30 protein-coding genes are annotated in these 25,689 nt (G+C 55.7%); 28 read left to right on the top strand and 2 right to left on the bottom strand.

Features of this window, described 5'->3' with window-relative positions:
• Positions 1-22: 22 nt before the first annotated feature.
• The 14 genes from SMC3_RS01890 to SMC3_RS01825 all read left to right on the top strand — a co-directional run bounded on the left by SMC3_RS01890 (position 23) and on the right by SMC3_RS01825 (position 12,011).
• Entirely contained in the window at positions 23-847 is an 825-nt protein-coding gene (locus SMC3_RS01890) for a metal ABC transporter solute-binding protein, Zn/Mn family (RefSeq protein ID WP_119087099.1), read from the top strand.
• Positions 848-1,135: 288 nt separating this feature from the next.
• Positions 1,136-1,702: a 2-oxoacid:acceptor oxidoreductase family protein gene (locus SMC3_RS01885; protein ID WP_119089756.1), complete on the top strand. Its 567-nt coding sequence runs from the start codon at positions 1,136-1,138 to the stop codon at positions 1,700-1,702.
• A complete protein-coding gene (locus SMC3_RS01880; RefSeq protein ID WP_119087101.1) occupies positions 1,699-2,049 on the top strand; it encodes a 4Fe-4S binding protein in 351 nt (116 codons plus the stop codon). Before SMC3_RS01885 ends, SMC3_RS01880 begins: the two co-directional genes overlap by 4 nt.
• A 14-nt stretch (positions 2,050-2,063) precedes the next feature.
• Positions 2,064-3,233 carry a pyruvate ferredoxin oxidoreductase gene (gene porA, locus SMC3_RS01875; protein ID WP_119087102.1) on the top strand — a complete coding sequence of 390 codons (1,170 nt, stop codon included), beginning with the start codon at positions 2,064-2,066 and terminating at the stop codon, positions 3,231-3,233.
• A 5-nt stretch (positions 3,234-3,238) separates the two neighbouring features.
• Positions 3,239-4,183 (top strand): thiamine pyrophosphate-dependent enzyme, encoded by a 945-nt coding sequence (locus SMC3_RS01870; protein WP_119087103.1) that lies wholly within the window; start codon positions 3,239-3,241, stop codon positions 4,181-4,183.
• Between the two features lie 79 nt (positions 4,184-4,262).
• Positions 4,263-5,201 (top strand): ferritin family protein, encoded by a 939-nt coding sequence (locus tag SMC3_RS01865; RefSeq protein WP_119087104.1) that lies wholly within the window; start codon positions 4,263-4,265, stop codon positions 5,199-5,201.
• Between the two features lie 112 nt (positions 5,202-5,313).
• The gene (locus SMC3_RS01860; RefSeq protein WP_119089755.1) at positions 5,314-6,495 is read left to right on the top strand and encodes a cysteine desulfurase family protein; all 1,182 of its coding nucleotides are present in this window, start codon (positions 5,314-5,316) and stop codon (positions 6,493-6,495) included.
• A gap of 9 nt (positions 6,496-6,504) precedes the next feature.
• Positions 6,505-7,137 (top strand): iron-sulfur cluster assembly scaffold protein, encoded by a 633-nt coding sequence (locus tag SMC3_RS01855; protein ID WP_119087106.1) that lies wholly within the window; start codon positions 6,505-6,507, stop codon positions 7,135-7,137.
• A 45-nt stretch (positions 7,138-7,182) separates the two neighbouring features.
• Positions 7,183-8,211: a low-specificity L-threonine aldolase gene (gene ltaE / locus SMC3_RS01850; RefSeq protein ID WP_119087107.1), complete on the top strand. Its 1,029-nt coding sequence runs from the start codon at positions 7,183-7,185 to the stop codon at positions 8,209-8,211.
• A gap of 27 nt (positions 8,212-8,238) precedes the next feature.
• On the top strand, positions 8,239-8,526 hold the full coding sequence (locus tag SMC3_RS01845) for a glutaredoxin family protein (protein WP_207799624.1): 288 nt from the start codon (positions 8,239-8,241) through the stop codon (positions 8,524-8,526).
• The gene (locus SMC3_RS01840) at positions 8,523-9,023 is read left to right on the top strand and encodes a ferredoxin-thioredoxin reductase catalytic domain-containing protein (RefSeq protein WP_119087108.1); all 501 of its coding nucleotides are present in this window, start codon (positions 8,523-8,525) and stop codon (positions 9,021-9,023) included. Before SMC3_RS01845 ends, SMC3_RS01840 begins: the two co-directional genes overlap by 4 nt.
• Positions 9,024-9,407: 384 nt before the next feature.
• Positions 9,408-10,412 (top strand): ABC transporter ATP-binding protein, encoded by a 1,005-nt coding sequence (locus SMC3_RS01835; protein WP_119087109.1) that lies wholly within the window; start codon positions 9,408-9,410, stop codon positions 10,410-10,412.
• Positions 10,384-11,199, top strand: a complete 816-nt coding sequence (locus tag SMC3_RS01830) for an ABC transporter permease (protein ID WP_119087110.1) — start codon at positions 10,384-10,386, stop codon at positions 11,197-11,199. The genes SMC3_RS01835 and SMC3_RS01830 overlap by 29 nt, the downstream gene beginning before the upstream one ends.
• Positions 11,199-12,011 carry an ABC transporter permease gene (locus SMC3_RS01825; protein ID WP_119087111.1) on the top strand — a complete coding sequence of 271 codons (813 nt, stop codon included), beginning with the start codon at positions 11,199-11,201 and terminating at the stop codon, positions 12,009-12,011. The genes SMC3_RS01830 and SMC3_RS01825 overlap by 1 nt, the downstream gene beginning before the upstream one ends.
• A gap of 87 nt (positions 12,012-12,098) precedes the next feature.
• Here the strand turns inward: SMC3_RS01825 and SMC3_RS01820 are convergent, their stop codons facing one another.
• Both SMC3_RS01820 and SMC3_RS01815 read right to left on the bottom strand, forming a co-directional pair.
• A complete protein-coding gene (locus SMC3_RS01820) occupies positions 12,099-12,935 on the bottom strand; it encodes a basic amino acid ABC transporter substrate-binding protein (protein WP_119089754.1) in 837 nt (278 codons plus the stop codon).
• Between the two features lie 191 nt (positions 12,936-13,126).
• The gene (locus SMC3_RS01815; RefSeq protein ID WP_119087113.1) at positions 13,127-13,660 is read right to left on the bottom strand and encodes a gamma carbonic anhydrase family protein; all 534 of its coding nucleotides are present in this window, start codon (positions 13,658-13,660) and stop codon (positions 13,127-13,129) included.
• A 349-nt stretch (positions 13,661-14,009) separates the two neighbouring features.
• On the opposite strand from SMC3_RS01815, the gene SMC3_RS01810 reads away from it, so the two are divergent.
• From SMC3_RS01810 to SMC3_RS01745, 14 genes are all read left to right on the top strand, one after another.
• Positions 14,010-14,795 (top strand): basic amino acid ABC transporter substrate-binding protein, encoded by a 786-nt coding sequence (locus tag SMC3_RS01810; protein WP_119089753.1) that lies wholly within the window; start codon positions 14,010-14,012, stop codon positions 14,793-14,795.
• A gap of 24 nt (positions 14,796-14,819) precedes the next feature.
• A complete protein-coding gene (locus tag SMC3_RS01805) occupies positions 14,820-15,464 on the top strand; it encodes an amino acid ABC transporter permease (RefSeq protein WP_119089752.1) in 645 nt (214 codons plus the stop codon).
• Positions 15,465-15,498: 34 nt separating this feature from the next.
• Entirely contained in the window at positions 15,499-16,227 is a 729-nt protein-coding gene (locus SMC3_RS01800; RefSeq protein ID WP_119087119.1) for an amino acid ABC transporter ATP-binding protein, read from the top strand.
• Positions 16,228-16,326: 99 nt separating this feature from the next.
• Positions 16,327-16,827 carry a pantetheine-phosphate adenylyltransferase gene (coaD, locus tag SMC3_RS01795; RefSeq protein WP_119087120.1) on the top strand — a complete coding sequence of 167 codons (501 nt, stop codon included), beginning with the start codon at positions 16,327-16,329 and terminating at the stop codon, positions 16,825-16,827.
• On the top strand, positions 16,820-17,308 hold the full coding sequence (locus SMC3_RS01790) for a hypothetical protein (protein WP_119087116.1): 489 nt from the start codon (positions 16,820-16,822) through the stop codon (positions 17,306-17,308). The genes coaD and SMC3_RS01790 overlap by 8 nt, the downstream gene beginning before the upstream one ends.
• Positions 17,277-17,738, top strand: coding sequence for a YceD family protein (locus SMC3_RS01785; RefSeq protein WP_119087117.1), 462 nt, complete (start codon positions 17,277-17,279; stop codon positions 17,736-17,738). Before SMC3_RS01790 ends, SMC3_RS01785 begins: the two co-directional genes overlap by 32 nt.
• Positions 17,739-17,740: 2 nt before the next feature.
• Positions 17,741-19,024 carry an asparagine--tRNA ligase gene (gene asnS / locus SMC3_RS01780; protein WP_119087118.1) on the top strand — a complete coding sequence of 428 codons (1,284 nt, stop codon included), beginning with the start codon at positions 17,741-17,743 and terminating at the stop codon, positions 19,022-19,024.
• 10 nt (positions 19,025-19,034) lie between these two features.
• Positions 19,035-20,060 carry a DNA polymerase III subunit delta gene (gene holA / locus SMC3_RS01775; RefSeq protein ID WP_119089751.1) on the top strand — a complete coding sequence of 342 codons (1,026 nt, stop codon included), beginning with the start codon at positions 19,035-19,037 and terminating at the stop codon, positions 20,058-20,060.
• A gap of 394 nt (positions 20,061-20,454) precedes the next feature.
• On the top strand, positions 20,455-20,778 hold the full coding sequence (locus SMC3_RS01770) for a formate/nitrite transporter family protein (protein WP_126850768.1): 324 nt from the start codon (positions 20,455-20,457) through the stop codon (positions 20,776-20,778).
• A 46-nt stretch (positions 20,779-20,824) separates the two neighbouring features.
• Positions 20,825-21,319: an NADH-quinone oxidoreductase subunit NuoE gene (gene nuoE, locus SMC3_RS01765; RefSeq protein WP_119087639.1), complete on the top strand. Its 495-nt coding sequence runs from the start codon at positions 20,825-20,827 to the stop codon at positions 21,317-21,319.
• 24 nt (positions 21,320-21,343) lie between these two features.
• On the top strand, positions 21,344-21,712 hold the full coding sequence (locus tag SMC3_RS01760; protein WP_119087637.1) for a (2Fe-2S) ferredoxin domain-containing protein: 369 nt from the start codon (positions 21,344-21,346) through the stop codon (positions 21,710-21,712).
• A 24-nt stretch (positions 21,713-21,736) separates the two neighbouring features.
• Positions 21,737-23,521: an NADH-quinone oxidoreductase subunit NuoF gene (locus tag SMC3_RS01755; protein ID WP_119089750.1), complete on the top strand. Its 1,785-nt coding sequence runs from the start codon at positions 21,737-21,739 to the stop codon at positions 23,519-23,521.
• 30 nt (positions 23,522-23,551) lie between these two features.
• On the top strand, positions 23,552-25,318 hold the full coding sequence (locus tag SMC3_RS01750; RefSeq protein ID WP_243621707.1) for an NADH-dependent [FeFe] hydrogenase, group A6: 1,767 nt from the start codon (positions 23,552-23,554) through the stop codon (positions 25,316-25,318).
• Between the two features lie 74 nt (positions 25,319-25,392).
• The gene (locus tag SMC3_RS01745) at positions 25,393-25,656 is read left to right on the top strand and encodes a TM1266 family iron-only hydrogenase system putative regulator (protein WP_119087634.1); all 264 of its coding nucleotides are present in this window, start codon (positions 25,393-25,395) and stop codon (positions 25,654-25,656) included.
• Positions 25,657-25,689: the final 33 nt, after the last annotated feature.

Genomic DNA, 25,689 nt, shown 5'->3' with positions numbered 1-25,689 from the left:
CGGACTCGTGAAGGAGGCTGGCGTGAACAAGCTTCGGATAATCCTTGCCTGCACCATGGTCGTGACGATGGCAGTGTCCGGTTGTGGCCCACGCAACGTTGTAGTGCCCACGATCATCTCGGGAACCATCAAGCCGGTTGCCCTGATCGCCCAGGCTATCGCTGGTACCGCGTTGCAGGTTCAGGTTCTTGCCGGGGACGACGGAGCACCTCTCCGGAATGCGCGAGAGCTTGTGTCCACGAGTGCTGTCGTTTTTCAGACCGGAACCTCTATTGATACATGGTCTAGCGAGATGGAGCAGGGAGGCGTGCGCTTCGTCAGTCTCTCTGCCGCCTTGGATAAGGACACGCTGGAAGGTTCATGGCTATCTTTTCGGGACGCCGCAGATATGGCTCGCCTGATGCGCGATACGCTGGATGTCCTGTACCCTGCGCTGAAGGAGCAGTTCGACTCGCGGTATGCAGTGTTCATGGACCAGTGTAGCCAGGCGGATGGTCGACTGAAACGGCTAGTCTGGAGTGCTGGTACCAGGGCATTCCTGGCAGAGGACACGACATGGTCAAGCGCAGCTGGGGACTTCGGGTTGCGGGTTGTGGTTCAGCCGGGACTGAAGGGTCTTGACCTCTCGGGGGCAGAGGCAGCCTCGAGAGTTGCTGACTGGGGGTCCGGAGAGAAGACCCAGGTCGTAGTCGTGAATGTTGCTCCTGGAGGCAGCACCGGAGTCAGTCGGCAGTCAAACGGCATCGTTGCCTGCAGCCTGGATGCTCTCGGCGCAACGGCTAAAGGTGCCTTTGTGCCTTGGCTCGAACAACAGTTGACACTGCTTGGGTCGGCGATCGGGAAGTAGGCACGCGCAGGCCGCGATACCGGAGTCCGACACCTCTCGAGAGGTCGGTGGTACTGTGTTCTGGACTGTGACGGTTTCTTGATATTCCATTGCTTTTTGCCCCCACGCATTCTATAATATTGATGCAGGAAGGGCTGGTAGGCGTCGTTTGACACAGTGTGCTTCTGGCTAGTTCTGTTTTGCATGGTTGGTTCCAGAAGTGGCTCTGTAAGCCTTGCAGGGCATTCTGCACGAACGTATGCCGTGGAACCACGAATCTGCGATCGAGCTCTGGAAAGAGGAGGAAACATGAAGGAAGTCTACGAAGTCAGAATGCATGGCAGAGCGGGCCAGGGAGCCAAGTCAGGATCCCAGTTGCTCGCCGAGGCAGCGTTCAGGGAGGGCAAGTACATTCAGTCTTTCCCCGAGTATGGGTCTGAGCGTCGAGGTGCTCCGACGGTCTCTTACACCAAAATCGCCGAGAAGGTGCTCAGGAGTCATGAGCCGATTGTCAACCCTGATGTCGTCCTGGTGCTCGATTTTGGCATCATGCGCTCCATTGCGGTTGCAGCGGGGTTGCCTGACACTGGCATCCTCATCGTTAACACCAAAGTATGCTCCGCTGAGATCAAGAAGCTGGCGCAGTTTAATGGAACCCTGTACGGTGTCGACGCTACCGGTATTTCACTGGAGTTGCTGGGCATGGACACGCCGAACGTGCCAATGCTCGGGGCACTCGTGAAGTTGACCGGCGTTGTCAAGATGGAGTCGCTGGAGATTGTCTTGCGCGAGCACTTCCTGCCAAAGATAGGCGAAGAGAAGGTACAGAAGAACATCAGCATGCTCCGAAAGGGCTATGAGGAGGTGTTCAAATGAGCGAAAGAAAGACATGGCAGGAGCTTGAACTGGGCGTGGAATTGCCGGCAGCTACATCGCTTGGCTATAAAACCGGTGGGTGGCGTGTTCTCCGTCCTGTCTGGAACGCTTCTGAATGTATTCATTGCATGATTTGTGTGAACTACTGCCCAGATATGGCTATTCCTGTCACCAAGAGCGAGGAAGGAGTCGCCGGCAAGGGCGGACGGTTATTCAAAGGAGTCGTACGATTGGAGACAAACCTCGACTACTGCAAGGGATGCGGTATCTGCGCCCATGAGTGTCCGACCAAGTGTCTCAGTATGATTCGCGAAGAAGAGGCAGAGCAGGCCTCTTGCAAGTTGTAGAGGAGGGAACAGATATGGGAGTCAGGAAAGCAATTACCGGTGCTGAGGCGGCTGCTGAGGCGATGCGGCAGATCAACCCCGACGTTGTCGTGGCTTATCCGATTACACCCCAGACACCAATCGTTGAACAGTTTGCAAAGTATGTTGCGGATGGAATTGTCGATACAGAGATGGTTCCTGTCGAGTCGGAACACTCTGCCATGTCGGCAACCGTTGGGGCAGAGGCAGCGGGAGCTCGAGCAATGTCAGCAACGTCGTCACAGGGGCTAGCACTCATGTGGGAGATCGTTGCTGCCACGCCGGGTCTGCGGTTGCCGATTGTCATGCCACTTGTCAACCGTACAATTTCAGCTCCTCTGAATATCCACTGTGATCATTCGGATGTCATGGGGGTTACGACTGTCGGCTGGATCCAGATTTTCAGTGAGAATGCCCAGGAAGTCTACGAGAACCTGCTGCTCGCCATCCGTGTCGCCGAAGACACGAGGGTGCAACTACCGGCCATGGTCAACCAGGACGGGTTCATCACCAGCCACGCTGTCGAGCCGGTCGAGATCTTCGATGATGCCGCTGTTCGAACGTTTGTGGGGGTCCGCCCTCTGGACAGGGGGCTGCTCGACTTGCAGCATGTCCGGACGATAGGCGCAATGGTTCTGCCCGACTACCTGCTTGAGGTGAAGCGGGCTCAGGAAGAAGCGATGATGCATGTCTTTGAGGTGTACGCCGAGGCAGGGAAGGAACTGTCTGCCATCACAGGGCACCAGTATCCGTTCTTCGAGACGTACAGGACCGAGGATGCAGACGCGGTCATTGTAGTCTTGAACTCGGCGGCCGGCACCGCAAAGGTCGCTGTTGACGCGATGCGCGCGCTTGGCAAGAAGGTGGGTCTGCTCAAACCGATCCTGTTCCGTCCGTTCCCGTATGCTGAGGTCCGTGACGCGTTAAAGGACGTTCCCGTCGTCGGTGTCCTCGATCGATCGATGGATTTTGGGGCTTATGCACCCGTGTATACTGAGATACGGAACGTACTGTTCGAACTGGACAGAAGGCCGACGACACAGAGCTATATCTATGGGTTGGGTGGCCGCGACATCATGGCCACCGAAATTGAATCTGTTTTCGAGGAACTGCTGTCCGGCAAACTCGATCCGGAGCATCAGCGGTACATCGGACTGAGGGGGTAGCAGACATGCCTACACTGCAGGAAATCGCTTTGAAGACTGATGGTGCTGATGCTCGAATTGTATCCGGCCATCGGATGTGTTCTGGTTGCGGCATTGGACCTCTCATCAAGACTGTTCTCGCGGCATCGGACAAGCCGGTCATCGTGCTCAATGCGACAGGGTGTCTGGAGGTGACGACGTCAGTCTATCCGTTCACCGCGTGGAACACTCCGTGGATGCATCTGACGTTCGAGAACGCTGCTGCGGTAGCAGCGGGGGTCGAGTCAGCGTACAGGTCGCTCAAGCGCCGTGGCAAGATCGACAGCGAGGTCAACATCCTTGCAGTCGGAGGTGACGGTGGCACGTATGACATCGGATTCCAGGCTCTCTCCGGGGCGCTCGAGCGCAAGCACAAGTTCATGTACCTTGTCTACGACAATGAGGGCTATATGAACACCGGAAACCAGCGCAGCGGTGCGACTCCGTTTGGAGCCAGTACAACGACGGTACCTGCCGGCAAAGTGAGCAATGGCAAGCCGCAGTGGAGAAAGAACCTCGTGGAGATTGTTGCGGCCCACCGTATTCCATATGTCGGCCAGGCAGCAGTTCACAACACGCTGGACCTGTACAAGAAGGCGCAGAAGGGTTTCAATGCTGATGGTCCGGCCGTTCTTGCGGTTCTGCAGCCTTGCACAACCAATTGGTCCTTTGATCCCGCACTTACCATGCAGTATTCCAAGTTGGCTGTCGAGACCAACTTCTGGCCACTGTACGAGATCGAGAACGGTGTCGTACATGTCAACACCAAGCCCTCCAACCGTAAACCGATTGAGGAGTTCCTCAAGGGTCAGACACGGTTCAGGCATTTGTTCAAGCCTGGGAACGAACATGTCATCGTCGAAATGCAAAAGATGATCGATGACGAGTGGGCCCGTCTGCTCAAGCTCGAGGAATCCGGCATCCAGTTCTAGATCGCCTGAGACTCGCGTTGTATTCGTCAGCCCACCGGCTACAATGGCGGTGGGCTGATTGCGTCAGAGGAGCAACTCAATGACAACGAAGACGGTGTTCTACTCTGTTATGGGACATTCTCGAATGGTAGCTGAAGGCATAGCGGCGGCACTGGATGCCCCGCTCTTTGGCCTGACCGATCGCTTCAGTACTCTACCTGCTGGATGGAAGCGTTCAGCGAGGCGGGCAGTCCGTGGCTTTGACCTGGGCGTACTGAGCACCCCCGGTGTATCGTTCGTCCGAGGGGACAGGCTTGTTCTCGTTTTTCCCTACTGGGATGGGGCCGTCGTGCCTGCGGTATCTGGATTTGTCCGCTCGGTCGATCTCGGAGGTGTCACCGTATTCCTGGTGATGACGCGTCGCTTGAGCGGTGGCGACGACCTGATCTCCCAGCTCGAGGATGACATTGTCAGACAGGGAGGAACGATTGGTGGGGTCTTCAGTCTTCGCACCCTGTGGCGGGCGCTGCAGTATCTTCGGTCGCTGGGAAGTCGTGTCGGACAACACATTGCGCGGGAAGCGCAAGGAGCACTGACAAGTCTCCAGGAGCTGCTGGAAGATGCAATCGAGAATGAGGTCGAAGTACGTACTCGCTACCTGCAGCTTGTCGAGATGACCCCCAACAGGCGCCTGAAGGCAACATTCAGCTTGCTCGCAGCCGGTGAAGCTGCCCATGCTCAGCTGTTGCAGCAGTTGCACCGTGCATATACGGGTGTTGTCTATGAGCCGCATAGGGAAGCCATCGCTTCTCTGAAGCCAGGACAGGTTCTTGACTACGGTGCTCTGCTCCAGGGACTCGGCGTTGTCGTGGAAGCCGAACGCAAGGCCTTCATGGGATACCGTGCAATTGCTGAGCGGTATCCCAGTCAGCCCGATGTTGTTCGCCAGATGCTGGTACTGTCCCGTTCTGATCTCCGGCACTACAGAGACATGAGAGGTACGTACAACATACTGAGCCACCACCACTCTGCACGTTGACGCGCATTCACCGCTTTTTCGTGTGTTGACTTTGCCCCGTTTGTGATAGGCTGAAAGAAGAAATCCTGCATTCGAGGCTGTTCTTGTCCACTGCAGGAAAAGGAGGTAGGCAATGATTTATCTTGACAACTTTCGCAGTACGATGGTCGCGCCTGAGGTCTGGGCAGCGATGCGCACTGCTGCTATTGATGAATACGCGGTACCGGCAGCATTCACGCAGTGCGGCACTGGTGCCGCGGAACTCGTAGAGAGAGCACAGAACCGGCTTGCAGCCGCCATTGGAGCGTCGCAGAATGAGGTCGTGTTCACGGGAAGTGGCACTGAAGCTATCAACATCGCCCTGTGGGGCTCGACGTGGGCGCAGGCAGTCGACAAACCGGAGATTGTGACCAGCGAGATCGAGTACCCTGCTACGCTCGCGGTGTACAAGGCACTGGAGAAGGAAGGCTACCGGGCTCACTACATCAAGGTCGATGGTGAGGGAAAGTATGATCTCGACCAGCTTTCCTCGGTCCTGAATGAGCACACGGCGATGGTCAGCCTGATGGGTGTCAACCACATGATCGGTACGATCGAACCTCTTGCCGAGGCAGGAACAATCATTGCCGAGGCGTCACAGCACGTGGGCCGCAGGATTCCATACCATGTGGATTTCGCCAGTGCACTACAGACGCAGCGACTGGATGTCGACGCGGTGAAGGCAGATCTGGTGAGTTTCTCCAGCAACAAGATCCATGGCCCCAAGGGTGTTGGCGCCCTCTACGTGCGAAAGGGCACGAAGATACGCCCTATCACTTTTGGTTCGGAGTCGTATTCTCCGCTTGTGCCGGGCACACCCAACACGATGGGCATTGCAGGATTCGACAAGGCCGTCGAGTTGCTGTACGCGACCTTCGACAAAGATGTTGAGCACATGCTTGGCCTCACGAACCGTCTTGCCACTGGCATTCGTGAGCACATTCCATATATTTTGCTCAATGGGCCGGATGGCGCCGGAAGGGCTGCGTCGCATCTGTGTTACAGTTTCCTGTTCATCGAGGGCGAGGCGATCATGATGTTCCTCGACATGGATCACATCGTGGTCGACACAGGTTCGGCCTGCGCGGCTGCGACATTGAAACCGAACTATATTCTCATGGCGATCGGGCGCAATCACGAAGAGGCGCATGGCTCGATTCGCTTCACGTTGTCTCGATACAGCACGGAGGCTGACGTCGATACTGCTCTGGCAAAGCTGGTTCCGATCGTGGAACGTTTGCGCGCTCAGAGCACGATCAGGCCGCCTGCGCAATAAGGAGGTACCATGGCAATCAAGTACACTACGAAAGTCATCGAACATTTCAAGAACCCACACAACATCGGCGTGATCGAGAATGCCGACGCCTGTGCCACTGAAGGGTCGCCCGCATGCGGAGACGAGATCACGGTTTACCTCAAGATCGACAAGGCGACCGACCGTATCGAGGATGTGAAATTCCAGTCCTACGGCTGTGCCTCCAATATAGCCACAGGTTCCATCATCACAGACTTGGCCAAGGGCAAGACGATCGATGAGGCTGAGGCGATCACGTGGAAACAGGCTGCCGACGAGCTGGGGGGTCTCCCTCCAGTCAAAATGCATTGCTCGGTTCTCGCTGTCGACGGACTCCGGTCTGCCATTCGCAAGTACAAGAAAGAAATGAAGGGCATCGACTATGATTCCACGCTTGACGTCAAGACCGTGACTGAGGAACTGAAGCATGTGTTGTGGCCGCCAGTCGGGGTCGATATCATCACGCTCAAGATGGTCAAGTACATCGGCATTGACCAGGGTGCGGTCAGGGTCGAAATCAGCGTTGGTTCTGACGACAAGTTCCTGGACCCGACGATTAACGAGATTGTCGAGCACGTCAGCAAAATTCGTGGGGTCAAGTCGGTTAACGTCGAGAATGTCTAATTATTCTATGCATCGCAGAGGACTCAATCCATCTGGAGGGGAACAATGATCGATTTTCGTTCTGATACTGTCACGAAGCCTACACAAGCCATGCGGGATGCCATGGCGACGGCTGAGGTCGGCGATGATGTCTATCGGGAGGACCCTACTGTCGTCAGACTGGAAGACCTGGGTGCGAAAATGCTGGGCAAGGAGGCTGGTCTGTTCGTGTGTTCGGGTACGATGGGAAATCAGGTCGCCATCATGACGCACACGCAGCGCGGGGACGAGCTTATTACGGAAGCCGAGAGCCACATCTTCTACTATGAGGTCGGTGACATTGCGATGCTGTCGGGCGTTCAGGCTCGGCAGATCCCAGGCAAGCGGGGCGTCATGGATCCTGATGACGTCAAGCATGCCATTCGTGACTCCAGCAATATTCACTTTCCCCGGACATCCCTTATTGCCATCGAGAACACGCATAATCGAGGTGGGGGCAAGGTATGGCCCATCGAGTATGTGCGTGAGATATCGGCAGAGGCGCGAGAGCGCGGCATTGCCGTGCACATGGATGGAGCGCGGATCTTCAATGCATCGATCGCTTCCGGTATCACACCGGATGTGTGGGCATCCTACGCCGATTCAGTCATGTTTTGTCTTTCCAAAGGCTTGTGTGCTCCTGTCGGATCATTGCTCGTGGGGTCCAGAGACTATATTGAACGGGCACGTAAGAACCGAAAGCGCCTGGGAGGCGGACTTCGTCAGGTCGGTATTCTGGCGGCTGCGGGTATTGTAGCGCTTGAGACGATGGTGGACAGACTGGCGGAGGACCATGCGAACGCAAAACTCCTCGCGAGCGAGCTCGCCGGGATCGGGTATGGAACTGACCCGTCTGAAACCGAAACCAACATGGCCATGGTCAACGTCAGCGCAAGTGGTCAGGATGCACCGTCGTTCGTAGCCGCGCTCCAGGAGAAAGGCGTTCTGTGCAATGCCGTCACGCCGACTACGGTCCGGCTGGTCACGCACCACGATGTGACGACCGATGAGTGTCACGAGACCGTCGAGATTTTCAGATCATTGTTGCACGCTTAGTCATTTATCTGCGTCAAGGAGGACACAGTGTTGGAACCCAAACATGTCGAAGGAATACACAACAAGCATAAGGTCTTCCTCTACACGCTGACGACCTGTGGCTGGTGTCGCAAGACGAAGGCACTGCTGCAGGAACTGGGCGTGGGCTATGACTACGTCGATGTCGACGACCAGGAGGGTGGAAACAAGGAACTGGCCAAGCAGGAGGTTCTGAAATGGAACCCAGCGTGCTCGTTTCCGACCATCGTCCTGGATGACAAGGATTGTGTCGTAGGTTTCCAGGAAGACAAGATTCGAGAACTCGCGGCTGAATGAGCAGAATACCGGACGAGCGTGTCGCCGAAGTCTGGGAGAGACTGGCCCTCGAAGCACGGGAGGCAGGATACTCTGTCAACCCTGACGACGCTTTTGCCAGGGATCTGGTCCGGGGCCTGCTGGAGAACGAGGCACGCTACGGATATCGCGCCTGTCCCTGCCGTCTGGCGTCAGGAGTGAGGGAACGGGATGTCGACCTCGTCTGTCCGTGTGACTACCGAGACACTGACCTCGACGAATACGGCGCCTGCTACTGCGCACTGTATGTCTCGCCCGAAATCAGTCGTGGTGAGAAGACCGCAACCTCCATTCCGGACCGGCGTCCGGTCGGCGGGCCAACTGCGCACCCGGGGGAGATGGAACAGGTGCATGTGGCCGGGCTCGCGTTTCCGGTCTGGCGATGCAGGGTTTGTGGATACCTGTGCGCAAGGCCGCAGCCTCCGCTGGTCTGTCCAGTCTGCAAGGCTGGCAAGGAGCGTTTCGAGCGTTTCATGTAGCCTGAAAATATTATTGTTGCCGAAAGCCGCCTTTTCCCGAGAAGGGACCGGGCGGCTTTCGGTGTCCCTGAGAACCGGATGGCTCGCTACTCATGCGAGATACAACCATTTGACAAAACAGATACGCTCTGGTATAGTCTCAAAATCAGGCTTTGAGGGCGCGTATAGACATTCGTGCATGTGGAGGCAGGACAATGACAGAGAACAGGATTTGCATCAACTGATGACAGGGGCGCCGTTGATTGGACAAGCTGCAGACAAGAGTTTGCCATAGTAAACGCAGGACCGTCAATTCCTCAGTCACTGACTCTCACAGAGTCCGTCAGTAATCTCCCCTGCCATACAGTTCGCTTTTCCCCACACTCGTTCTGGAGGTAGCACTGTATGCATACAGCTATTCAAGTAGAGAACCTCAGTCGTGTCTTCAACCGCAGGGGCACGGCACCTTTCCACGCGCTGCGGGGTGTCAGCTTCGACGTCTCATATGGCGAGATCTTCGGTCTTCTGGGCCCGAACGGCGCCGGCAAGACGACGACCATCAAGATCATGTCGACATTGCTGCTTCCTACGTCTGGGCGCGTTACTGTGGCCGGATTCGACGTCGAGAAGGACTATACTCATGTACGTCCGCTCATCAGCCTTATTTCCGGGGGCGAGACCTCGGGGTATGGCATTCTCACGGTTGAAGAGCAGCTCTGGATGTTCAGTCAGTTCTACGGCATGGAGACGCATGTGGCACGTGCCCGGATCGAGGAATACCTCAAGGTCGTCGGCATGTGGGACAGCAGGCGTCAGCAGATGAACCGCCTGTCCACCGGCATGCGTCAGAAGGTCAATCTGGTGCGTGGTCTCGTCACCGACCCCAAGGTTCTGTTCCTTGACGAGCCGACGCTTGGCGTCGATGTCGAGGCGAGTGTCATTATCCGCAACATCGTGCGTGATTGGGTTCGGGAGAAGCCGGAACGCTCGGTCATTCTGACAACACACTACATGGCAGAAGCCGATGAACTCTGTTCGCGCGTGGCTATCATCAACCACGGGCTCATTCTTGCGAACGCAGCTCCATCACAACTTAAGCAGGATCTGGACAGCAGGGCGCACTACGAGATTACGGTCGATCGGCTCGACGGGGACCAGCTTGACCATATCACTGCATCCATGGGGGAGGGGAACGATCTCGTGCTTGGTTCCGACAAGGTGACGCAGAGTCCAATGCTTGTCGCACATCTGATGCACGAGAGCGACATCGCCCGTCTCATCACGGCACTGGCAGGGCAGGGGGCAACCCTCGAGTACATGCGCAAACTCGAGCCCACTCTGGAAGACGCGTTTCTCAAGATGGTGGGCAAGAGGTTCGAAGATGAAGAAGAAGCTTCTCCTGTTTCTTAGGACGCTCAACGCGCGCGCCTACGTGCGCATTTTTGGACAGATGCGCGAGGCGACTTGGGTCGTGGCGAGTGTTCTGGGTGGTTTCTTCACGATGACGACTTACATTTACCTTTACCGGACGCTTGGCACCGGCTCTGAGTTCACCGGACTGGTAGTGCTGGGAGGATTCATGACTCCCTTTTTTATGAACGTTCTATGGGGTGTTGCGACGCAGTTGTACTGGGAGAAGGAAATGGGGAACCTTGAGCTGATGCTTGTGAGCCCCGCCCCACTGTCCGCCTTTCTCGTCGGTCTGTCCGTCGGCGGCGCCATGCATACGATGCTCCGTTCTCTGGCGGTGCTGTTTTTTGGCATCGCTGTGTTCAAAGTGCAGTTCACGGTTCTGCACCTGCCCCTGGCCTTGCTCGTTTTCCTTGTGACCCTGTTTTCCATGTATGGGCTGGGCATCGTGTTCTCGTCGCTGTTTCTCTACCATGGGCGCGACGCATGGCGCACTGCCGATCTCGTCATGGAACCGACGAACGTTCTCTCAGGATCCTACTTTCCCGCCCGATTCCTGGGATTGGGCCTGGTCGGGATCGCGGCACTCATCCCGACAACACTTGGACTTGACGCACTGAGACAGCTACTGGTGCCTTCGTTTACAGTGAAGGTGCTGGACTGGCGCTGGGAGTTGCTCATCCTCATCGGACTGGGTGTTGTGTTTGTATTCATCGCATCGTGGGCGCTGCGGGCTGTCGAGTACAAGGCCAGGCGCGATGCGCGCCTGACGCTCAGGTGGCAGTGATGAAGGGTTTCCTTGCTTCCATGTATATTGGCTTGCAGATCGAGAGCAACTGGACAAAGAAGTGGGTGTGGCTGCTCTATCTTGCGGCATATCCGATCGGCAGTTTTCTCGCGGTCATCATCCTGTATGGGGTCTTCGGCCAGAAGACGGGGCTGCTCCCATACGCACTCTACGGGACCATTTTCTACTACTCGCTGAGCATGGTGTTCTTCGATATGGCGTTTAGTGTCCACGATGACCGAGAACACTACCAGACGCTGAAGTACATCTTCCTGTCGAGCACCTCATACCGGACCTACTTGTGCGGCCGTGCCGCAACTCGGTATCTTATCGCACTCGCAGGAATCATCATCAATCTGTGCTGGCTTATCCCTGTACTGCGTCTGCCGTTCCACCCCAACTGGGGTTACCTCATAGCGGGCGCTATCCTCGGGTATCTTGTGGCTGCCGGCCTGGGGTTGGCCGTGGCTTCAGTGTTCCTCCTGACGATCAAACTGGATGTCGACGTCGTCGACGCACTCTTTGGGGGCTTGTTCGTACTGAGTGGGGCGCTGTTTCCTCCAACTGCTTTCCCAGCGGTGTTTGCAAAGATCGCGGAGTTCGTCCCAATGAGTCCGTTCATCGAACTCATGCGCCGGGCAATCTCGGGGAAGATCCTTACCAGTTTTCTCTCTGACATGTCGACGTTCCAGTTGTTGGGAAGAGTTGCCCTGTCGGCAGCGGTCCTGTTTGCGCTCGGGTGGGTTCTGGTCTTTTTCGGTAGTCGCCAGGCTCAGCGAAAGGGTTACATCGATGTGACTACTGCATTCTAGACCAGGAGGAAGCTTGGTAGTTCACGCCCCGCCGTACCCTGGATGAGTACGGCGGGGCGTGAACTCAGGGAAACTTCAGTCGAGATGTCAGGACTTCTGGTCTCCTGGATGGAAGTCGGGTGTTCCTCCGAACCATTTGGCGTAGATGGTGTCGTACGTGCCATCCTTGACAAGGTCTCGCAGGGCCTGGTCGACAGCGGCCTTCAGTTGCTTGTCTTCAAGGCGCATGGCTATGCCGTAGTACTGGGTGGGGAGGCCAAGGTTGTTCACCTTGAGCATACGAATGACTGTGAGCGTCGGCGAGTCCTTCGCATAGTAAGCGGAGACTGGATAGTCGTTCACTACAGCGTCGATCTTGCCATTCTCGAGGTCCAGGGTGGCAAGCTGGATGTCGGGGTAGGATTTGACCTTCACACCGGGGATCAACTTAGCATCAATCTCGCCTGTCGTGCCAATCTGAACGCCGACCGTCTTTCCCACAAGATCCTCGGGTTTGGTGATAGTGTTCTTGGCCGGGTTGTACATAATGCCCATGTCCGCCCGATAGTAGGGAATAGAGAAGCTGACCTCCTTCTCGCGGTCTGTGGTGATCGTCATGGACGAGATGACAATCTCAAACTTCTGTGTCTGGAGGGCAGGGATGATGCCGTCCCAGGCGGTGGTCACGATGTCCGCTTTCAGCCCAAGCTTCTGGGCGACGGCGTTAATGAGGTCGATGTCAAAACCTGTCGGCTTGTTTGTACTGTCGACAAACTCGAACGGAGCGAACGTTGTATCGTTGCCGACAGTCAGAATACCATCCTGCTTGACGCGCTTCAGGTCAGATAAGGTGGCTGCGGATCCACAGCCCGTGAGGACGAGAAGAGATGAAACGAGTGCAATAGTGAAGACTGCACCCCACCGTGATGTACGAGTTTTGCTCATGTCTGACTCTCCTTGTTACCAGGGTATGAAGATACGGCACGACATTCATCGGGTCGTTACCAGGGGGCTCTTCGGCTGATTGGCCGGTAGCATTGGTTGGGTGAAGTATAGGGACGAGTCAGAAAATGCAAGGAGAAATGTGCAGAGAAGATGAGGAGAATGAGGAGACCGGGGTGCCGGTCAGTCCGATGTCAGGGTCGTTTCTGTTCAGATTCTGTCCTGGCCATCACGCCTAATCTGATGTAGTCGTCGGCTCGACGATGGAGTTTCTGTATCTCCTCGTCAGCAAGTAATCGAACAACGCGTGCAGGAACACCCATTGAGAGTGACCGGGCAGGTACGACCCTGTTCTCAGGAACCAGGGCTGCTGCGGCTACCACTGCCTCGTCACCGACAGTGGCTCCCGTGAGCACGGTGGCATGCATGCCCACCATGGAGTGGTGGCCGATTGTACAGCCGTGCAAGACGGCGCTGTGGCCGACAGTGGCACCTTCGCCGACAATGAGAGGGACGTCGACATCTACATGCCCTACCACGTTGTCCTGGACGTTCGCATTTCGGTGCACGACGATGGGTGCAATGTCACCACGGAGGACTACCCCATACCAGATGCTGGCTCCCTCCTCAATGGTCACATCTCCTATCAGAACAGCCGTATCTGCGACAAATGCCGTGGAGGCTACGGTCGGAGTCGTTCCGTTGAACGTACGCAGAATCCCGGACATCAATGTCCCTCCTTGTGATGCGGTCGCTTTGCATGAGTCTCAGCAATATCCGCGATGAAGCTCAGACCAGCCAAGCCCAGGGTACTCATACCCCCAATAACCGCCAAAACTGACCAACCCACTGGTTTGCCAACGAGGTGCATGACAAAAGCTCCCATAAAGGCAGCGCAGACGACCAGGACGAGAACAATACCTGCTGCGCTCGCCAGATGAGCCGTCTCCCTTCCATGCTTTACTTTCTTTGGGGATTGCACAAAGTATAGGGTAGCACTGTTTTTCGCAGTGCAATATAGGGTGGCTCGCTCAGTGGACGGTTGCCAGAAATCTGAATCATGCAGGAGGAGAAAGGATGAAGAAGACAGCGTTTGCCCGTATTGTCGTCTTGATAGTAGTTGCTGCAGTGATTGTCACGGTGTCGACAGGGTGCAAGGCTAAGACCGGGACACTTAACTGGGGGACGGACCCGACGTATGCGCCATTCGAGTACGCCGATGCGAACAACAAGCCCACAGGGTTTGACGTCGAACTGATGGAAGCCATTGCAGTGAAGATGGGCAAGACCAGCAACCTGACTAGCGGGGCTTTTGATGGGCTTCTCCTTGCCCTGCAGGGAAAGAAGTTCGATGCAGTATGCGCCGCCATGACGATCACCGCCGACCGCGAGAAGGAGGTCCTCTTCTCCATTCCTTACTACAGGGCGGACATGGGCATCATGTACAACCCCGCCAAGAACACTATCACCAAACCCGAGGATCTTGTGGGAAAGACGGTCGGCGTTCAGACCGGTACGACAGGTGAGATTGATGCCAAGCTGATCACTGGGGTGAAGGTCAACTCCTACCCCGACATCCAGCTTGCTACCCTGGACCTCGAGAATGGCAAGATCGACGCTGTGGTGAACGACTATCCTGTGTGCACGACCTATGCCAGTGCCCATACTGAGTTGAAAGTTCTCGATACCACTTCAATGGCCGGTCAGGACCTGACACAGGTGTATGGCATCGCCGTGCGCAAAGATGACACCCAACTCAAGAGCGACATCGATGCGGCCCTCCGCAAAGCGGTTGCGGATGGAACGTACGCGAGTCTCTACCAAAAGTACTTCTTTGCCAGCCCGCCATACCTGCCCAAATAACAGTTGTGGTCGGGGTAACGGAAAATGTTTAAGTGGTCGATCATCTTCGAAAACTTGCCGTTCCTCCTGGCAGGTGCATGGACTACGCTTTCGCTCACGGTCGTCTCGATGATCTTTGCGACTGTCGCTGGGTTGCTGGTGGGATTGTTGAACATGTTTGGGGGAAGGGTCATCGGCGCCATTACGCGTGTCTACATCGAGGCCGTGCGCGGGACGCCGGCTTTGCTGCTGATTCTCATCGTGTACTATGCTCTCCCGAGGATAGGACTGAACCTGCCTCAGTTCCCCGCCGCCGCGGTTTCCCTTGCAGTGTGCTACGCTGCCTACATTGCCGAGGTATTCCGTTCCGCCGTCGAGTCGATCCCCAAGGGACAGTCTGAAGCTGCTTTCTCGCTGGGTATGAGTCAGGCGCAGACACTGCGCCACGTTATCCTCCCGCAGACGTTCCGGCGAGTTCTGCCGCCGCTTGCCAATGAGTTTGCGGCGTTGATCAAGGATACTTCCCTGGTCGCCTTCATCTCGATGGAGGATCTTCTCTTCAAGGCGAAGATTATCGGCGCCCGCACGTACAATGTCTTCTCGCCGTACATCGGTGCAGCAATCATCTACTTGATCATGACCACGCCGGTCATGCAGTGGTCCCGAAATCTCGAAAAGAAGGTAGAGTGAGATGACTGGCGACACGATGGTATCACAGGGGAAGCTGCTCGTCGTCGACGAGTTGCACAAGTCGTTCGGCTCTCTCGAAGTCATCAAGGGAGTCAGCTTCGACATGGATTTCAAGGAACGGCTTGTGTTGATGGGTCCCTCAGGTTCTGGCAAGAGTACACTGGTGAGGTGCATCAATTGGATAGAGCCCCCGTCTGCTGGCCGCATAACATTCGACGGCAAGCTCGTCGAGTCAGGCAAGTATGACATTCGCAGACTGAGAGAAGACATCGGCATGGTGTTTCAGCAGTTCAACGTGTTTCCTCACCTTACCGCTCTTCAGAACGTCGCTCTGGGGCCTATCGCTGTCAAGAAGGTGGCTCGAAAAACGGCTGAGACTGAGGCAATGGAACTTCTGGCGAAGGTCGGTCTGTCGCATCGTGCTGATCACAAGCCTGCTCAGATGAGTGGTGGTGAGCAACAACGGGTGGCCATAGCGCGTGCGCTTGCCATGCACCCGAAGCTCATGCTGTTCGATGAGCCGACGTCCTCCATTGACGTGGAGTTGATCCATGAGGTCCTCGACGTGATGGTCAAACTTGCAGACGAGGGCATGACAATGATTGTGGTCACACATGAGATTGGTTTTGCGAAGGAAGTTGCGGACCGTGTCATCTTTATGGATCAGGGACTCATCATTGAGTCCGGATCTCCTTCTGAGGTATTTGAGCATCCTCAGCAGGAGCGTACACAGAGTTTTCTGAGCAAGGTGCTCTTGGCCTGAATGTGCCAATATCATGAGGAGGGGCGCCGAAAGGCGCCCCTCTTTTTCTTTTCATCGGGCGCCTTTTGACTACACTTGAAGATGAGGTCTATGGGACATATGGATATAATCGTCTATCCGGGCACGTTTGACCCGGTCACCAGAGGACATGTCGACATCATTGAGCGTGGAGCGCGTTTGTGCGACCGGCTCGTTGTTGGCGTGGCCGGCATAGCGTATAAGGCTCCAATCTGGTCGCTCGACGAGCGCGTGGACATGGCCCGCAGCGCAACACGGCATATCTCGAATGTCGTAGTGGAAGGCTTCAATGATCTGGTTGTCCATTTCATGAAGCGCGTGGGCGCAAATATCATGCTGCGCGGGTTGCGGCCCGTGTCGGACTTTGATTATGAAGTACAGTTCGCCTGGGCGAACAAGCATCTCGACCCAAATGTAGATATCATCTATCTCATGAGCTCGCAAGAGCATTTCTTCGTTTCCTCTACACTCATCAAACAGATGTACGAAGGAGGCGGGGACATTCGTGACTTGGTGCCTGCGAGTGTTGCAGACAGGATTGTGCTCGGCCTGTCTCGGGCCAAGGGAGGAACGCATGATTGAGAAGCTTACGCTGCAGGATATCATCGACCGCATCGATCAGGTGAGGGAGCGGAGCCCGAGGTTGCTGGGGTATCGTCTCATCAAGGACGAGGAATTGGCAGATGCAGTTGCACATCTCCGTACGGCATTTCCGGAGCAAGTCCGCAATGCGTATGCCCTGCTGGAGCAGCGTGACGCCCTGATGGCTGATGCCAGGCGACAGTGCGGCCGAATGATAGAAGAGGGTCAACACTCGCACGACGACTTGGTTGCAGACAACGAAATCGTACGTTCCGCTGCCGCCGAGCGGGAGCGCATGATGACGGAGGTTGTGGCCGCGCGAAAAACCGCTGAACAGCAGGCTGACGACTACTCACTCAAGATGCTGGAACAGTTGGAGCAGATTTTGATGAAATTGGCTGAGACCGTTAAGGCGTCGGAGATGCAGTTTCACGTGGAGGAGAACAACGATGAGACTCGAACTCCAGAAACTGAACATTGAGCAAGGGAGCAGTCAATCGTTCGCGTTCGAGGAAACCTCGGTCGGAGATCTTCCTGGAGTTACGCTTCTTGAGCCAGTGACAGGACAGTTCGCCTTGAGCAATCTCGGAATCGGCTATCAGTTCTCCGGGGCGTTCAGTGCGAGGGTAAGTCAGCCCTGTGTAAGGTGTCTGGATCCGGTCGTGGAGGATGTCGAGTTCGACGTCAATGAAACATATCTTCTCAATGGGGAAGATGATCCTGATCAAGAAGACGTGTTTGCGCTTGAGTCGGACGTACTCGATGTTTCCGATGTGGTGCGCCAGCACCTGCTCATCGAAGTCACGGAGTTTCCACTGTGCAAAGAAGATTGCAAAGGGCTATGCCCCGAATGCGGGGTAAACCTGAACTCGATGGTGTGTCCGCATCAGAAATTGCTGGAGGAGAAATAACCATGTACATCGACAAGGCAGCAGACTACGTCGGGCAGGTCCAGACCATCAATGGTTGGGTCTACAACAGCCGCAGCAGCGGGAAAGTAGCATTTGTCCTCGTTCGGGACGGCAGCGGCATCATGCAGTGTGTCGTCGCCAAGAGTGACATCGACGAGTCGACATTTGAGGCGGTGCGCCACCTCACGCAGGAGAGCAGCATCAGTATCACCGGTGTGATCCATGCCGAAGAGCGGGCTCCAGGCGGTCACGAAATGCATGTTCAGAAGATCGAGGTCCATCAGACGGCTGTAGACTACCCGATTACGCCCAAGGAGCACGGCGTCGATTTCCTGATGAGTAACCGGCACCTCTGGCTTCGCTCGAAGCGCCAGTGGGCGATCATGCGCATACGCGCCACGATCGTCAAGAGTATCCGTGACTACCTTGATGACAACGGCTTCCTGCTCATGGATGCCCCCATCCTTTCCGCCAATGCCTGCGAAGGATCTTCGACCCTGTTCTCGACTGACTATTTCGGCGTACCCGCTTACTTGTCGCAGAGCGGCCAGTTGTACAACGAAGCGACGGCCATGGCTTTTGGAAGAGTCTACTGCTTTGGTCCCACGTTTCGCGCCGAGAAGTCCAAGACGCGCCGCCACCTGACCGAGTTCTGGATGGTCGAGCCCGAGATGGCGTACTGCAATTGGTCGCAGAATTGCGATGTTCAGGAGAAATTCGTCACGTACATTGTGCAGCAGGTCCTGGAGAAGCGTAAAGAGGAGCTTGCCATCATCGAGCGGGATCTTTCTCCGCTGGAAAAGATAGCTACACCGTTTCCACGCATTTCCTACGATGAGGCAGTGAAGCTCCTGCAGAAAGCCGGTTCGCCGATACAGTGGGGCGACGATTTCGGTGGGGACGAGGAAACGCTCATCTCGAACCAGTTCGAACGACCTGTTTTTGTGCACAGCTACCCGAAATCGTTCAAAGCATTCTACATGAAGACAAACCCTGCCAATCCGCAGACGGTACTGTGTGCTGACCTGCTGGCTCCAGAGGGATACGGCGAGATCATCGGAGGCGGGCAGCGCGAAGACGACTACGAGTTGCTTCTCGAACGGGTTCATGCCGAGGGGCTTGCTGAAGCAGACTATCAATGGTATCTGGATCTCCGCAAGTACGGATCGGTCCCGCACAGCGGGTTTGGTCTTGGTGTCGAGCGGACAGTAGCATGGATCTGCAAGCTGCCGCACGTGCGGGAAACAGTCCCGTTCCCTCGCTTGCTTGAGAAGATCTATCCATAGACCGGGAGCAATGGCTGCAGCCAAGGGATACACGTCAGGCTCCAACGAGATCTCAGTGACTGAGGGTCTCACAAGCCTCAGGGGTAAGAAGCCTGCGTCGCTCTATGTCTTCGCGCCCGGAGACGACTATTTCGTTCCACAGGCGAAAGAGGCAGCGCGTTCACTGGTAGCAGAAGCTTTCCGGGCCTTCGATTATGCCGAATTTGAGGGTAGCGACGACAACGTGGACGGTATCCGCGAGTTCCTCGGTAGCGAGAGTTTCGGGTCAGGGCGCAAGGTTCTCGTCATCAACGGTCTCGAAGACAAGGGGGCCAAACGTCTGGGTACTATGGCCCCCCTGTTTCTGTCTGGCAGTACCACCATTGTCATATTTGCGGACCCCGTCAAAGTTCCTTCAGAGCTGCTGAAAAAGGCGTATGTGATTACCAGCTACGCCGTGCCCCCGACTGCGGTGCGCTCTTGGGTCAAGAAGCGGTTCGACGGACGTGCAATAGAGGACCAGGCGGTCCACGAGCTCATGGAGCGGACGGCAAGCAGTTTCTTCCTTATGCGAAGCGAGATCGACAAACTTCTTGCGTATACCGGTGTAGCCGTCACGGTCGCAGATGTCCGTGAGGTCGTGCCCCGGTGCCATATTGCGGCGGCCGCTGATCTCGTCGAGGCAATCTCTCTCAGGAAGTACGACCGTGCGGCGACAGCACTCTATGACCTGTCAGCTTCCGGGGCGACGGATACAACCATTCTCTATGATGTGGAACTCGGGTTTGTACGGTTGCTGAACGCAAAGCTCGTGTCGAAGTCGAACCGGCCCAAGGCCGACCTCAGGGCCTGGTGCCTGCGCACCCAGCATCAATACCTCGACGATTATACGCTAAGTGCTCTTCTGACAGCGGCAAGTCATATCAAGCTGCGTGAACTCGAGGCGTTGCTGGAGCGTCTCGAGGAAATCGAGTATGAAACGAAAAAAGGGCTCACCAGCAGTGCGCTGGTAGCTCTTGAGCGGTTGCTTTCAGCAGTAGCTCTTACGAAGCAGTAGCCTTGGTCGCAACCTTGGCGTTATTGTCGGGACGCTGACGAAATTGCCTGTGGCTGCGGCAGCGTTCATCCGGTTCTTGTTCGGCTGGCCGCAGTTCGTAACAGCCGTAATAAGCGGAGCCCCATCCTCACTGATTGCGCGTCGTATCAAACCGATTTCCTGAACTGTTGTTCCAGGTCTACCACAGCTCCTGCCGATTTTCCCGAACGGTTGAATCCATGGCCAGCATAGTGTAGAGCAGTGTCTTGACTTCATCCTATCCTGTTATACAATTCACATGTTACCATGAAATTAGTGACGGAATCCGGGTATTCGTATCTGTGTTGGTAGGAATGTCCGTCAATACCTCATACGTGTATGGGGGAAAAAAGGAGGCACTGCGTTGGAGTGTCTTTTGCCTGCGAAAATCGCTGAACTGGCGATGACCAGCGGAGAGAGGAAGGTCGGACTCAGCTTCAGACGATTAGCTGTGCTCGCTGGAGCCGAGCTGTTTACGAGAAACAGTCTTATTGCCTTGTCCGCCTGCTGTCACCGATCTTCCTGGCGAGGAGTCCTGCGCAATTGTGTGCTAGTGTACTTCTTCAATATGGCTTGGCCAGTTCTTGTGGCACTCTTGATCTTTGGTGCTATCGACAGGCAGTTTGTCATGCGGTATGACAAAAAACTGATGTCTTTCTTCAATGTAAACACACCCGACGACCTCGTCATGGCAGTCTGATGATGCCCGTGAGTGAAAAGTCTCTACAGGAGGAACGTGTATGAGGATGAATCTGGAAGACCATCTGAAAGAGAACCCCGAGCTGAAGAAACAGTTTGATGCACTCGACGCGTACATCGGTGAGTTGGCAACTCCGGAAGGTAGCCTCATCAATGTCTTGCACTATGCCCAGGAGATCTTCGGGTATCTCCCCGATGAAGTGCTCGAGTTCGTCTCCAGCAGACTGAATGTACCGCGTTCCACGGTTTACGGTGTCGTCACCTTCTACCACTTCTTCTCGCGTGTTCCGAAGGGACGTCATACTGTCACTGTGTGCCTTGGCACGGCCTGCTATGTGCGAGGCGGGAATGCAGTCTATGAGAAGGTCATGAGGACCCTGGGCATCAAGGCCGGCGAGACCACTCAAGACGGTCGGTTCAGTCTGGATCTTGTTCGTTGTGTCGGGGCCTGTGGTCTTGCCCCAGTCGTCGTTATCGACAAGGACACGTACGGGCGTTCCACGCCCGAGAAGGTCGCCACGTTGCTCAATAAGTACGCTTAACCTCGGGAGAATCGGGAGGAAAGGATGAAATCACTAGAAGAGCTGAAACGCATCAAGGAACAGACTCTCAAGGAGATGGATCTTCGCCAGGCCAAGGAGAGAGGCAAGGTCATCGTTGCAATGGGAACATGCGGCATTGCAGCTGGGGCGAAGGACGCCCTCATGGCCATCATCGAAGAGCTCGAGAAGGCGGATATCCATGACGTCAAGGTTGTTCAGTCTGGTTGCATGGGACTCTGCGACAAGGAGCCAACAGTCGAAGTAGCCATGAAGGACCAGCCTGCAGTTATTTACGGCGACGTCAACGATGCGAACGCGCGCAGGATTGTCCGCGAGCACGTCCAGGGTGGCAATGTCGTGGCTGATCTGGTCATCAAGCGGGAGAACATCTAGCCCAAGGGGAGAAGGGAAAACGCAATGATACGAAATCAGCTGTTGGTCTGTGCAGGCGGCGCCTGCATCACGAGTGGCGAAAAGAGCGTCAAAGACGTTCTGGTCGATGAACTGAAGAAAAATGGTATCGAGGATGAGGTACAAGTCATCGAGACCGGGTGCATGGGAGCATGTGACCTGGGCCCGATCGTTGTCGTGTATCCCGAGGGGACGTTCTATCAGAAGGTCACGGTCGAGAACGCGGGCCTCATCGTAAATGAGCACCTTGTAAAGGGTCGTACTGTCAGCGAGTTGCTGTACAGTGAGCCGACCAGCGAGAAAAAGGCTCAGACCAGCGGTGATATTCCCTTCTACACGCGTCAGGTGAAGCGTGTCCTCCGCAACTGTGGTGTCATCGATCCTCTTTCTATCGAGGAGTACATCGCTCGGGACGGATACTTCGCCCTTGGCAAGGCACTTGAGATGACGCCCGACGATATTATCGGCGTTGTTCTCGACTCCGGCTTGCGTGGACGTGGTGGAGCTGGATTCCCGACCGGTCTCAAGTGGAAGGCTACGCGTGCAGCGCAGGGCTCACCCAAATATGTGGTCTGCAATGGGGACGAGGGTGACCCAGGCGCTTTCATGGATCGCAGCGTGCTCGAAGGAGACCCACACTCCATCATCGAGGCGATGGCGATCGCAGGATATGCAATCGGCGCAGAGCAGGGCTATATGTACGTCCGTGCGGAGTATCCGCTTGCCATCGAGCGATTTGAGTATGCGATCGGCAAGGCGCGCGAATACGGGTTCCTTGGACGGAATATCTTGGGCACATCGTTCAGCTTCGACATTGAGATCCGTATCGGAGCCGGGGCGTTCGTTTGTGGCGAGGAGACCGCTCTCCTGCGCTCCATTGAGGGCAAGCGTGGAACGCCGAGCATCAAGCCTCCGTTCCCTGCCCAGTCCGGGTTGTGGAACAAGCCAACACTGATCAATAACGTCGAGACGTATGCCAACATACCTCAGATCATCACAAATGGGGCGGAATGGTTCCGGAGTGTAGGTACTGCCAAGAGTCCGGGTACAAAGGTCTTTGCCTTGGCAGGCATGGTACAGAACACTGGTCTCGTCGAAGTGCCGATGGGTACGACACTGCGCGAGCTTGTTTTTGACATTGGCGGAGGCATCCCGGGCGGAAAGAAGTTCAAAGCTGCCCAGACTGGAGGTCCGTCGGGAGGAGTCATCACCCCGGATTATCTGGATATGCCGATCGACTATGACACCCTCAAGGAGATCGGGACCATCATGGGCTCGGGCGGACTCATCGTTCTCGATGAGACCAGCTGCATGGTTGATGTCGCCAAGTTCTACCTTGGGTTCACGGTCGATGAGTCGTGCGGGAAGTGCACGCCGTGTCGCGAAGGGACTCGACAGATGTTTCACATGATGGAACAGATTTGCGATGGCAAGGGCAAGGATGGCGATATCGAGAAGCTGACCAAGCTGGGCAAGTGCATCATAGATACGTCGCTGTGCGGGCTTGGACAGACGGCTCCCAATCCGGTCCTTTCTACGATCAGGTTTTATGAAGATGAGTACCGTGCCCACATATACGACAAGAAGTGTCCGGCGCATGTGTGCAAGCATCTGCTGACATACTCCGTCACGGCTGACAAGTGCGTTGGGTGCACGGCATGTGCACGACAGTGCTCCGTACACGCTATCACCGGCGAGGTCAAGAAAGTTCACGTAATCGACCAGAGCAAGTGCATCAAGTGTGGCTCCTGCTATGAAATCTGTCGTTTTGGTGCGATCCGCAAAGAGTAATTGACCCGGAGGGACTTCATGGAGACGAGAATGCTAAACCTGAAAATCAATGGACGGGACTACCAGGTGCCGGAAGGGACGACAATCCTGAAGGCTGCCAGGGACTATGCAAAGATCGATGTGCCGACTCTCTGCTACCTTGAGGGAATCAGCGAAGAAGGTGCATGCGCCATCTGTGTCGTTGAGGTGAAGGGTGCCCGCAACCTTCAGCGCGCGTGTGTAGTGAAGGTCAATGAGGGCATGGAGGTCTGGACCAATACTGCGCGCGTCCGTGAGGCCCGAAAGCTCAATGTCGAGTTGCTGCTGGCCAATCATCCGAAGGATTGCTTCACGTGTGAGAGGAGTCAGAACTGCGATCTCCGTGAGCTGGCGTCCGAGCTGGGTGTGCGGGAAGTGGAGTTTCCGCGAACCAGCACAGAGTGGCTGCCGATTGACAACACTTCACTGTCACTGGTACGCGACCCCAACAAGTGCGTGCTCTGCAGGCGATGCGTAAATGTGTGTGCCAAGGTGCAGTCTGTCTATGCCATCGATATCATGGGACGTGGTTCAAACAGCACAGTCTCAACATTCCTGGACGAAGGCTTGGGGAACGTCGAGTGTGTGAACTGTGGACAGTGTCTGCTTGTTTGCCCGACTGGTGCCATCACCGAGCGCAGCGAGATTCCAGACGTATGGAAGGCGCTGGGAGATCCGGACAAGGTCGTGGTTGTCGAGACAGCTCCGGCGGTACGTGTTGCCATCGGTGAGGAGTTTGGTATGCCTGATGGGACACAAGCGACTGGCAAGATGACCGCCGCGCTCCGGGGTCTTGGCTTTGACAAGGTTTTTGACACTGACTTCTCGGCGGACCTGACCATTATGGAGGAAGGATTCGAGCTTATCGGGCGTATCAAGAACGGAGGCACGCTACCGCTGATCACTTCTTGCTCACCGGGCTGGGTCAAATTCGTAGAGACGTTCTTCCCAAAGGTGCTGGACCACGTTTCTACCTGCAAGTCGCCTCAACAGATGTTTGGTACGGTGACGAAAACGTATTGGGCCGAGAAGATGGGGATCGATCCGAGGAAGATCGTCGTCGTGTCCGTGATGCCATGCACTGCCAAGAAATTCGAGAAGGAACGGCCTGAGATGAAGACGGCTTTCCATTACTGGCAGGAGAAGATGGGACTGAAGGACGAGGAGGCGTTCAAAGACGTCGATTGTGTCCTGACGACTCGCGAGGCGGCGAAGATGATCCGCGAAGCGGGCATCGATTTTGCAAACCTCCCGGATGAAGATTTTGACAAACCGCTGGGTGAATCCTCGGGTGCGGGCGTTATCTTCGGGGCCACGGGTGGCGTTATGGAAGCTGCATTGCGGACTGCCTATGAAGTCCTCACGAAGAAGTCGCTGGCGAAGCTTGACTTCGAGGATGTGCGTGGACTTGAGGGTATCAAGAGTGCTGATATCGACATCGACGGGACGATTCTGAAGGTCGCCGTGGCTAACGGACTAGGAAACGCGCGTGTACTTATGGAACAGGTTCAGAAGGGTGAGTCTCCCTATCACTTCATCGAGATCATGTGCTGTCCTGGTGGTTGCCTCGGTGGCGGTGGGCAACCTATTTCGAAGAATCCGGATATTAAGAAGAGGCGTGCGGAGGCCATCTACCGGGAGGATGCAGGTAAGCCGATCCGTAAGTCGCATGAGAACCCGGAGATCACCACGATCTACAAGGACTTCCTGGGTGAGCCCAATAGCGAGAAGGCACACCATCTGTTGCATACCGAGTACTGCGATCGTAGCTGCAAGTAGAACGGTAAGACATGGAGGCGTCCGCCACGAACGGACGCCTCCAGCGCTCCAGAGGAGCGAGGGGAGGTACGTCAATGGATAGCACGAAGCATGTTGGAGTTATTGCCATCATCATCAGCAAGCGTGAAACGACGGCCCCGAAGGTGAACCAGATACTCACCAACCATGGAGATCTTATCATCGGGCGCCTGGGATTGCCCTATGGGGACCACGGCCTGAATGTGATTTCACTCATCGTCGACGGCGAGAAGGAGCAGCTGCAGGGTCTGGCTGCGGAATTGACCGCCATACCGGACACCATTGTTGAATCGACGATGAGCCCGGTCTGCCTCTCCTAGACCGGAGATGGTGGAGACAAAGTAGGACCAACC

It is taken from the genome of Candidatus Cryosericum hinesii (assembly GCF_003570985.1).
GTDB classification, from domain to species: Bacteria; Caldisericota; Caldisericia; order Cryosericales; family Cryosericaceae; genus Cryosericum; species Cryosericum hinesii.
This window is presented reverse-complemented; position numbering and strand designations above follow the sequence as displayed.

Bases quoted from the DNA above. Each gene is read 5' to 3' on its own strand.
- SMC3_RS01885 (WP_119089756.1), top strand. From the start codon at position 1,136: ATGAAGGAAGTCTACGAAGTCAGAATGCATGGCAGAGCGGGCCAGGGA.
- SMC3_RS01880 (WP_119087101.1), top strand. From the start codon at position 1,699: ATGAGCGAAAGAAAGACATGGCAGGAGCTTGAACTGGGCGTGGAATTG.
- porA (WP_119087102.1), top strand. From the start codon at position 2,064: ATGGGAGTCAGGAAAGCAATTACCGGTGCTGAGGCGGCTGCTGAGGCG.
- SMC3_RS01870 (WP_119087103.1), top strand. From the start codon at position 3,239: ATGCCTACACTGCAGGAAATCGCTTTGAAGACTGATGGTGCTGATGCT.
- SMC3_RS01865 (WP_119087104.1), top strand. From the start codon at position 4,263: ATGACAACGAAGACGGTGTTCTACTCTGTTATGGGACATTCTCGAATG.
- SMC3_RS01860 (WP_119089755.1), top strand. From the start codon at position 5,314: ATGATTTATCTTGACAACTTTCGCAGTACGATGGTCGCGCCTGAGGTC.
- SMC3_RS01855 (WP_119087106.1), top strand. From the start codon at position 6,505: ATGGCAATCAAGTACACTACGAAAGTCATCGAACATTTCAAGAACCCA.
- ltaE (WP_119087107.1), top strand. From the start codon at position 7,183: ATGATCGATTTTCGTTCTGATACTGTCACGAAGCCTACACAAGCCATG.
- SMC3_RS01840 (WP_119087108.1), top strand. From the start codon at position 8,523: ATGAGCAGAATACCGGACGAGCGTGTCGCCGAAGTCTGGGAGAGACTG.
- SMC3_RS01835 (WP_119087109.1), top strand. From the start codon at position 9,408: ATGCATACAGCTATTCAAGTAGAGAACCTCAGTCGTGTCTTCAACCGC.
- SMC3_RS01830 (WP_119087110.1), top strand. From the start codon at position 10,384: ATGAAGAAGAAGCTTCTCCTGTTTCTTAGGACGCTCAACGCGCGCGCC.
- SMC3_RS01825 (WP_119087111.1), top strand. From the start codon at position 11,199: ATGAAGGGTTTCCTTGCTTCCATGTATATTGGCTTGCAGATCGAGAGC.
- SMC3_RS01820 (WP_119089754.1), bottom strand. From the start codon at position 12,935: ATGAGCAAAACTCGTACATCACGGTGGGGTGCAGTCTTCACTATTGCA.
- SMC3_RS01815 (WP_119087113.1), bottom strand. From the start codon at position 13,660: ATGTCCGGGATTCTGCGTACGTTCAACGGAACGACTCCGACCGTAGCC.
- SMC3_RS01810 (WP_119089753.1), top strand. From the start codon at position 14,010: ATGAAGAAGACAGCGTTTGCCCGTATTGTCGTCTTGATAGTAGTTGCT.
- SMC3_RS01805 (WP_119089752.1), top strand. From the start codon at position 14,820: ATGTTTAAGTGGTCGATCATCTTCGAAAACTTGCCGTTCCTCCTGGCA.
- coaD (WP_119087120.1), top strand. From the start codon at position 16,327: ATGGATATAATCGTCTATCCGGGCACGTTTGACCCGGTCACCAGAGGA.
- SMC3_RS01790 (WP_119087116.1), top strand. From the start codon at position 16,820: ATGATTGAGAAGCTTACGCTGCAGGATATCATCGACCGCATCGATCAG.
- SMC3_RS01785 (WP_119087117.1), top strand. From the start codon at position 17,277: ATGAGACTCGAACTCCAGAAACTGAACATTGAGCAAGGGAGCAGTCAA.
- asnS (WP_119087118.1), top strand. From the start codon at position 17,741: ATGTACATCGACAAGGCAGCAGACTACGTCGGGCAGGTCCAGACCATC.
- holA (WP_119089751.1), top strand. From the start codon at position 19,035: ATGGCTGCAGCCAAGGGATACACGTCAGGCTCCAACGAGATCTCAGTG.
- nuoE (WP_119087639.1), top strand. From the start codon at position 20,825: ATGAATCTGGAAGACCATCTGAAAGAGAACCCCGAGCTGAAGAAACAG.
- SMC3_RS01760 (WP_119087637.1), top strand. From the start codon at position 21,344: ATGAAATCACTAGAAGAGCTGAAACGCATCAAGGAACAGACTCTCAAG.
- SMC3_RS01755 (WP_119089750.1), top strand. From the start codon at position 21,737: ATGATACGAAATCAGCTGTTGGTCTGTGCAGGCGGCGCCTGCATCACG.
- SMC3_RS01750 (WP_243621707.1), top strand. From the start codon at position 23,552: ATGCTAAACCTGAAAATCAATGGACGGGACTACCAGGTGCCGGAAGGG.
- SMC3_RS01745 (WP_119087634.1), top strand. From the start codon at position 25,393: ATGGATAGCACGAAGCATGTTGGAGTTATTGCCATCATCATCAGCAAG.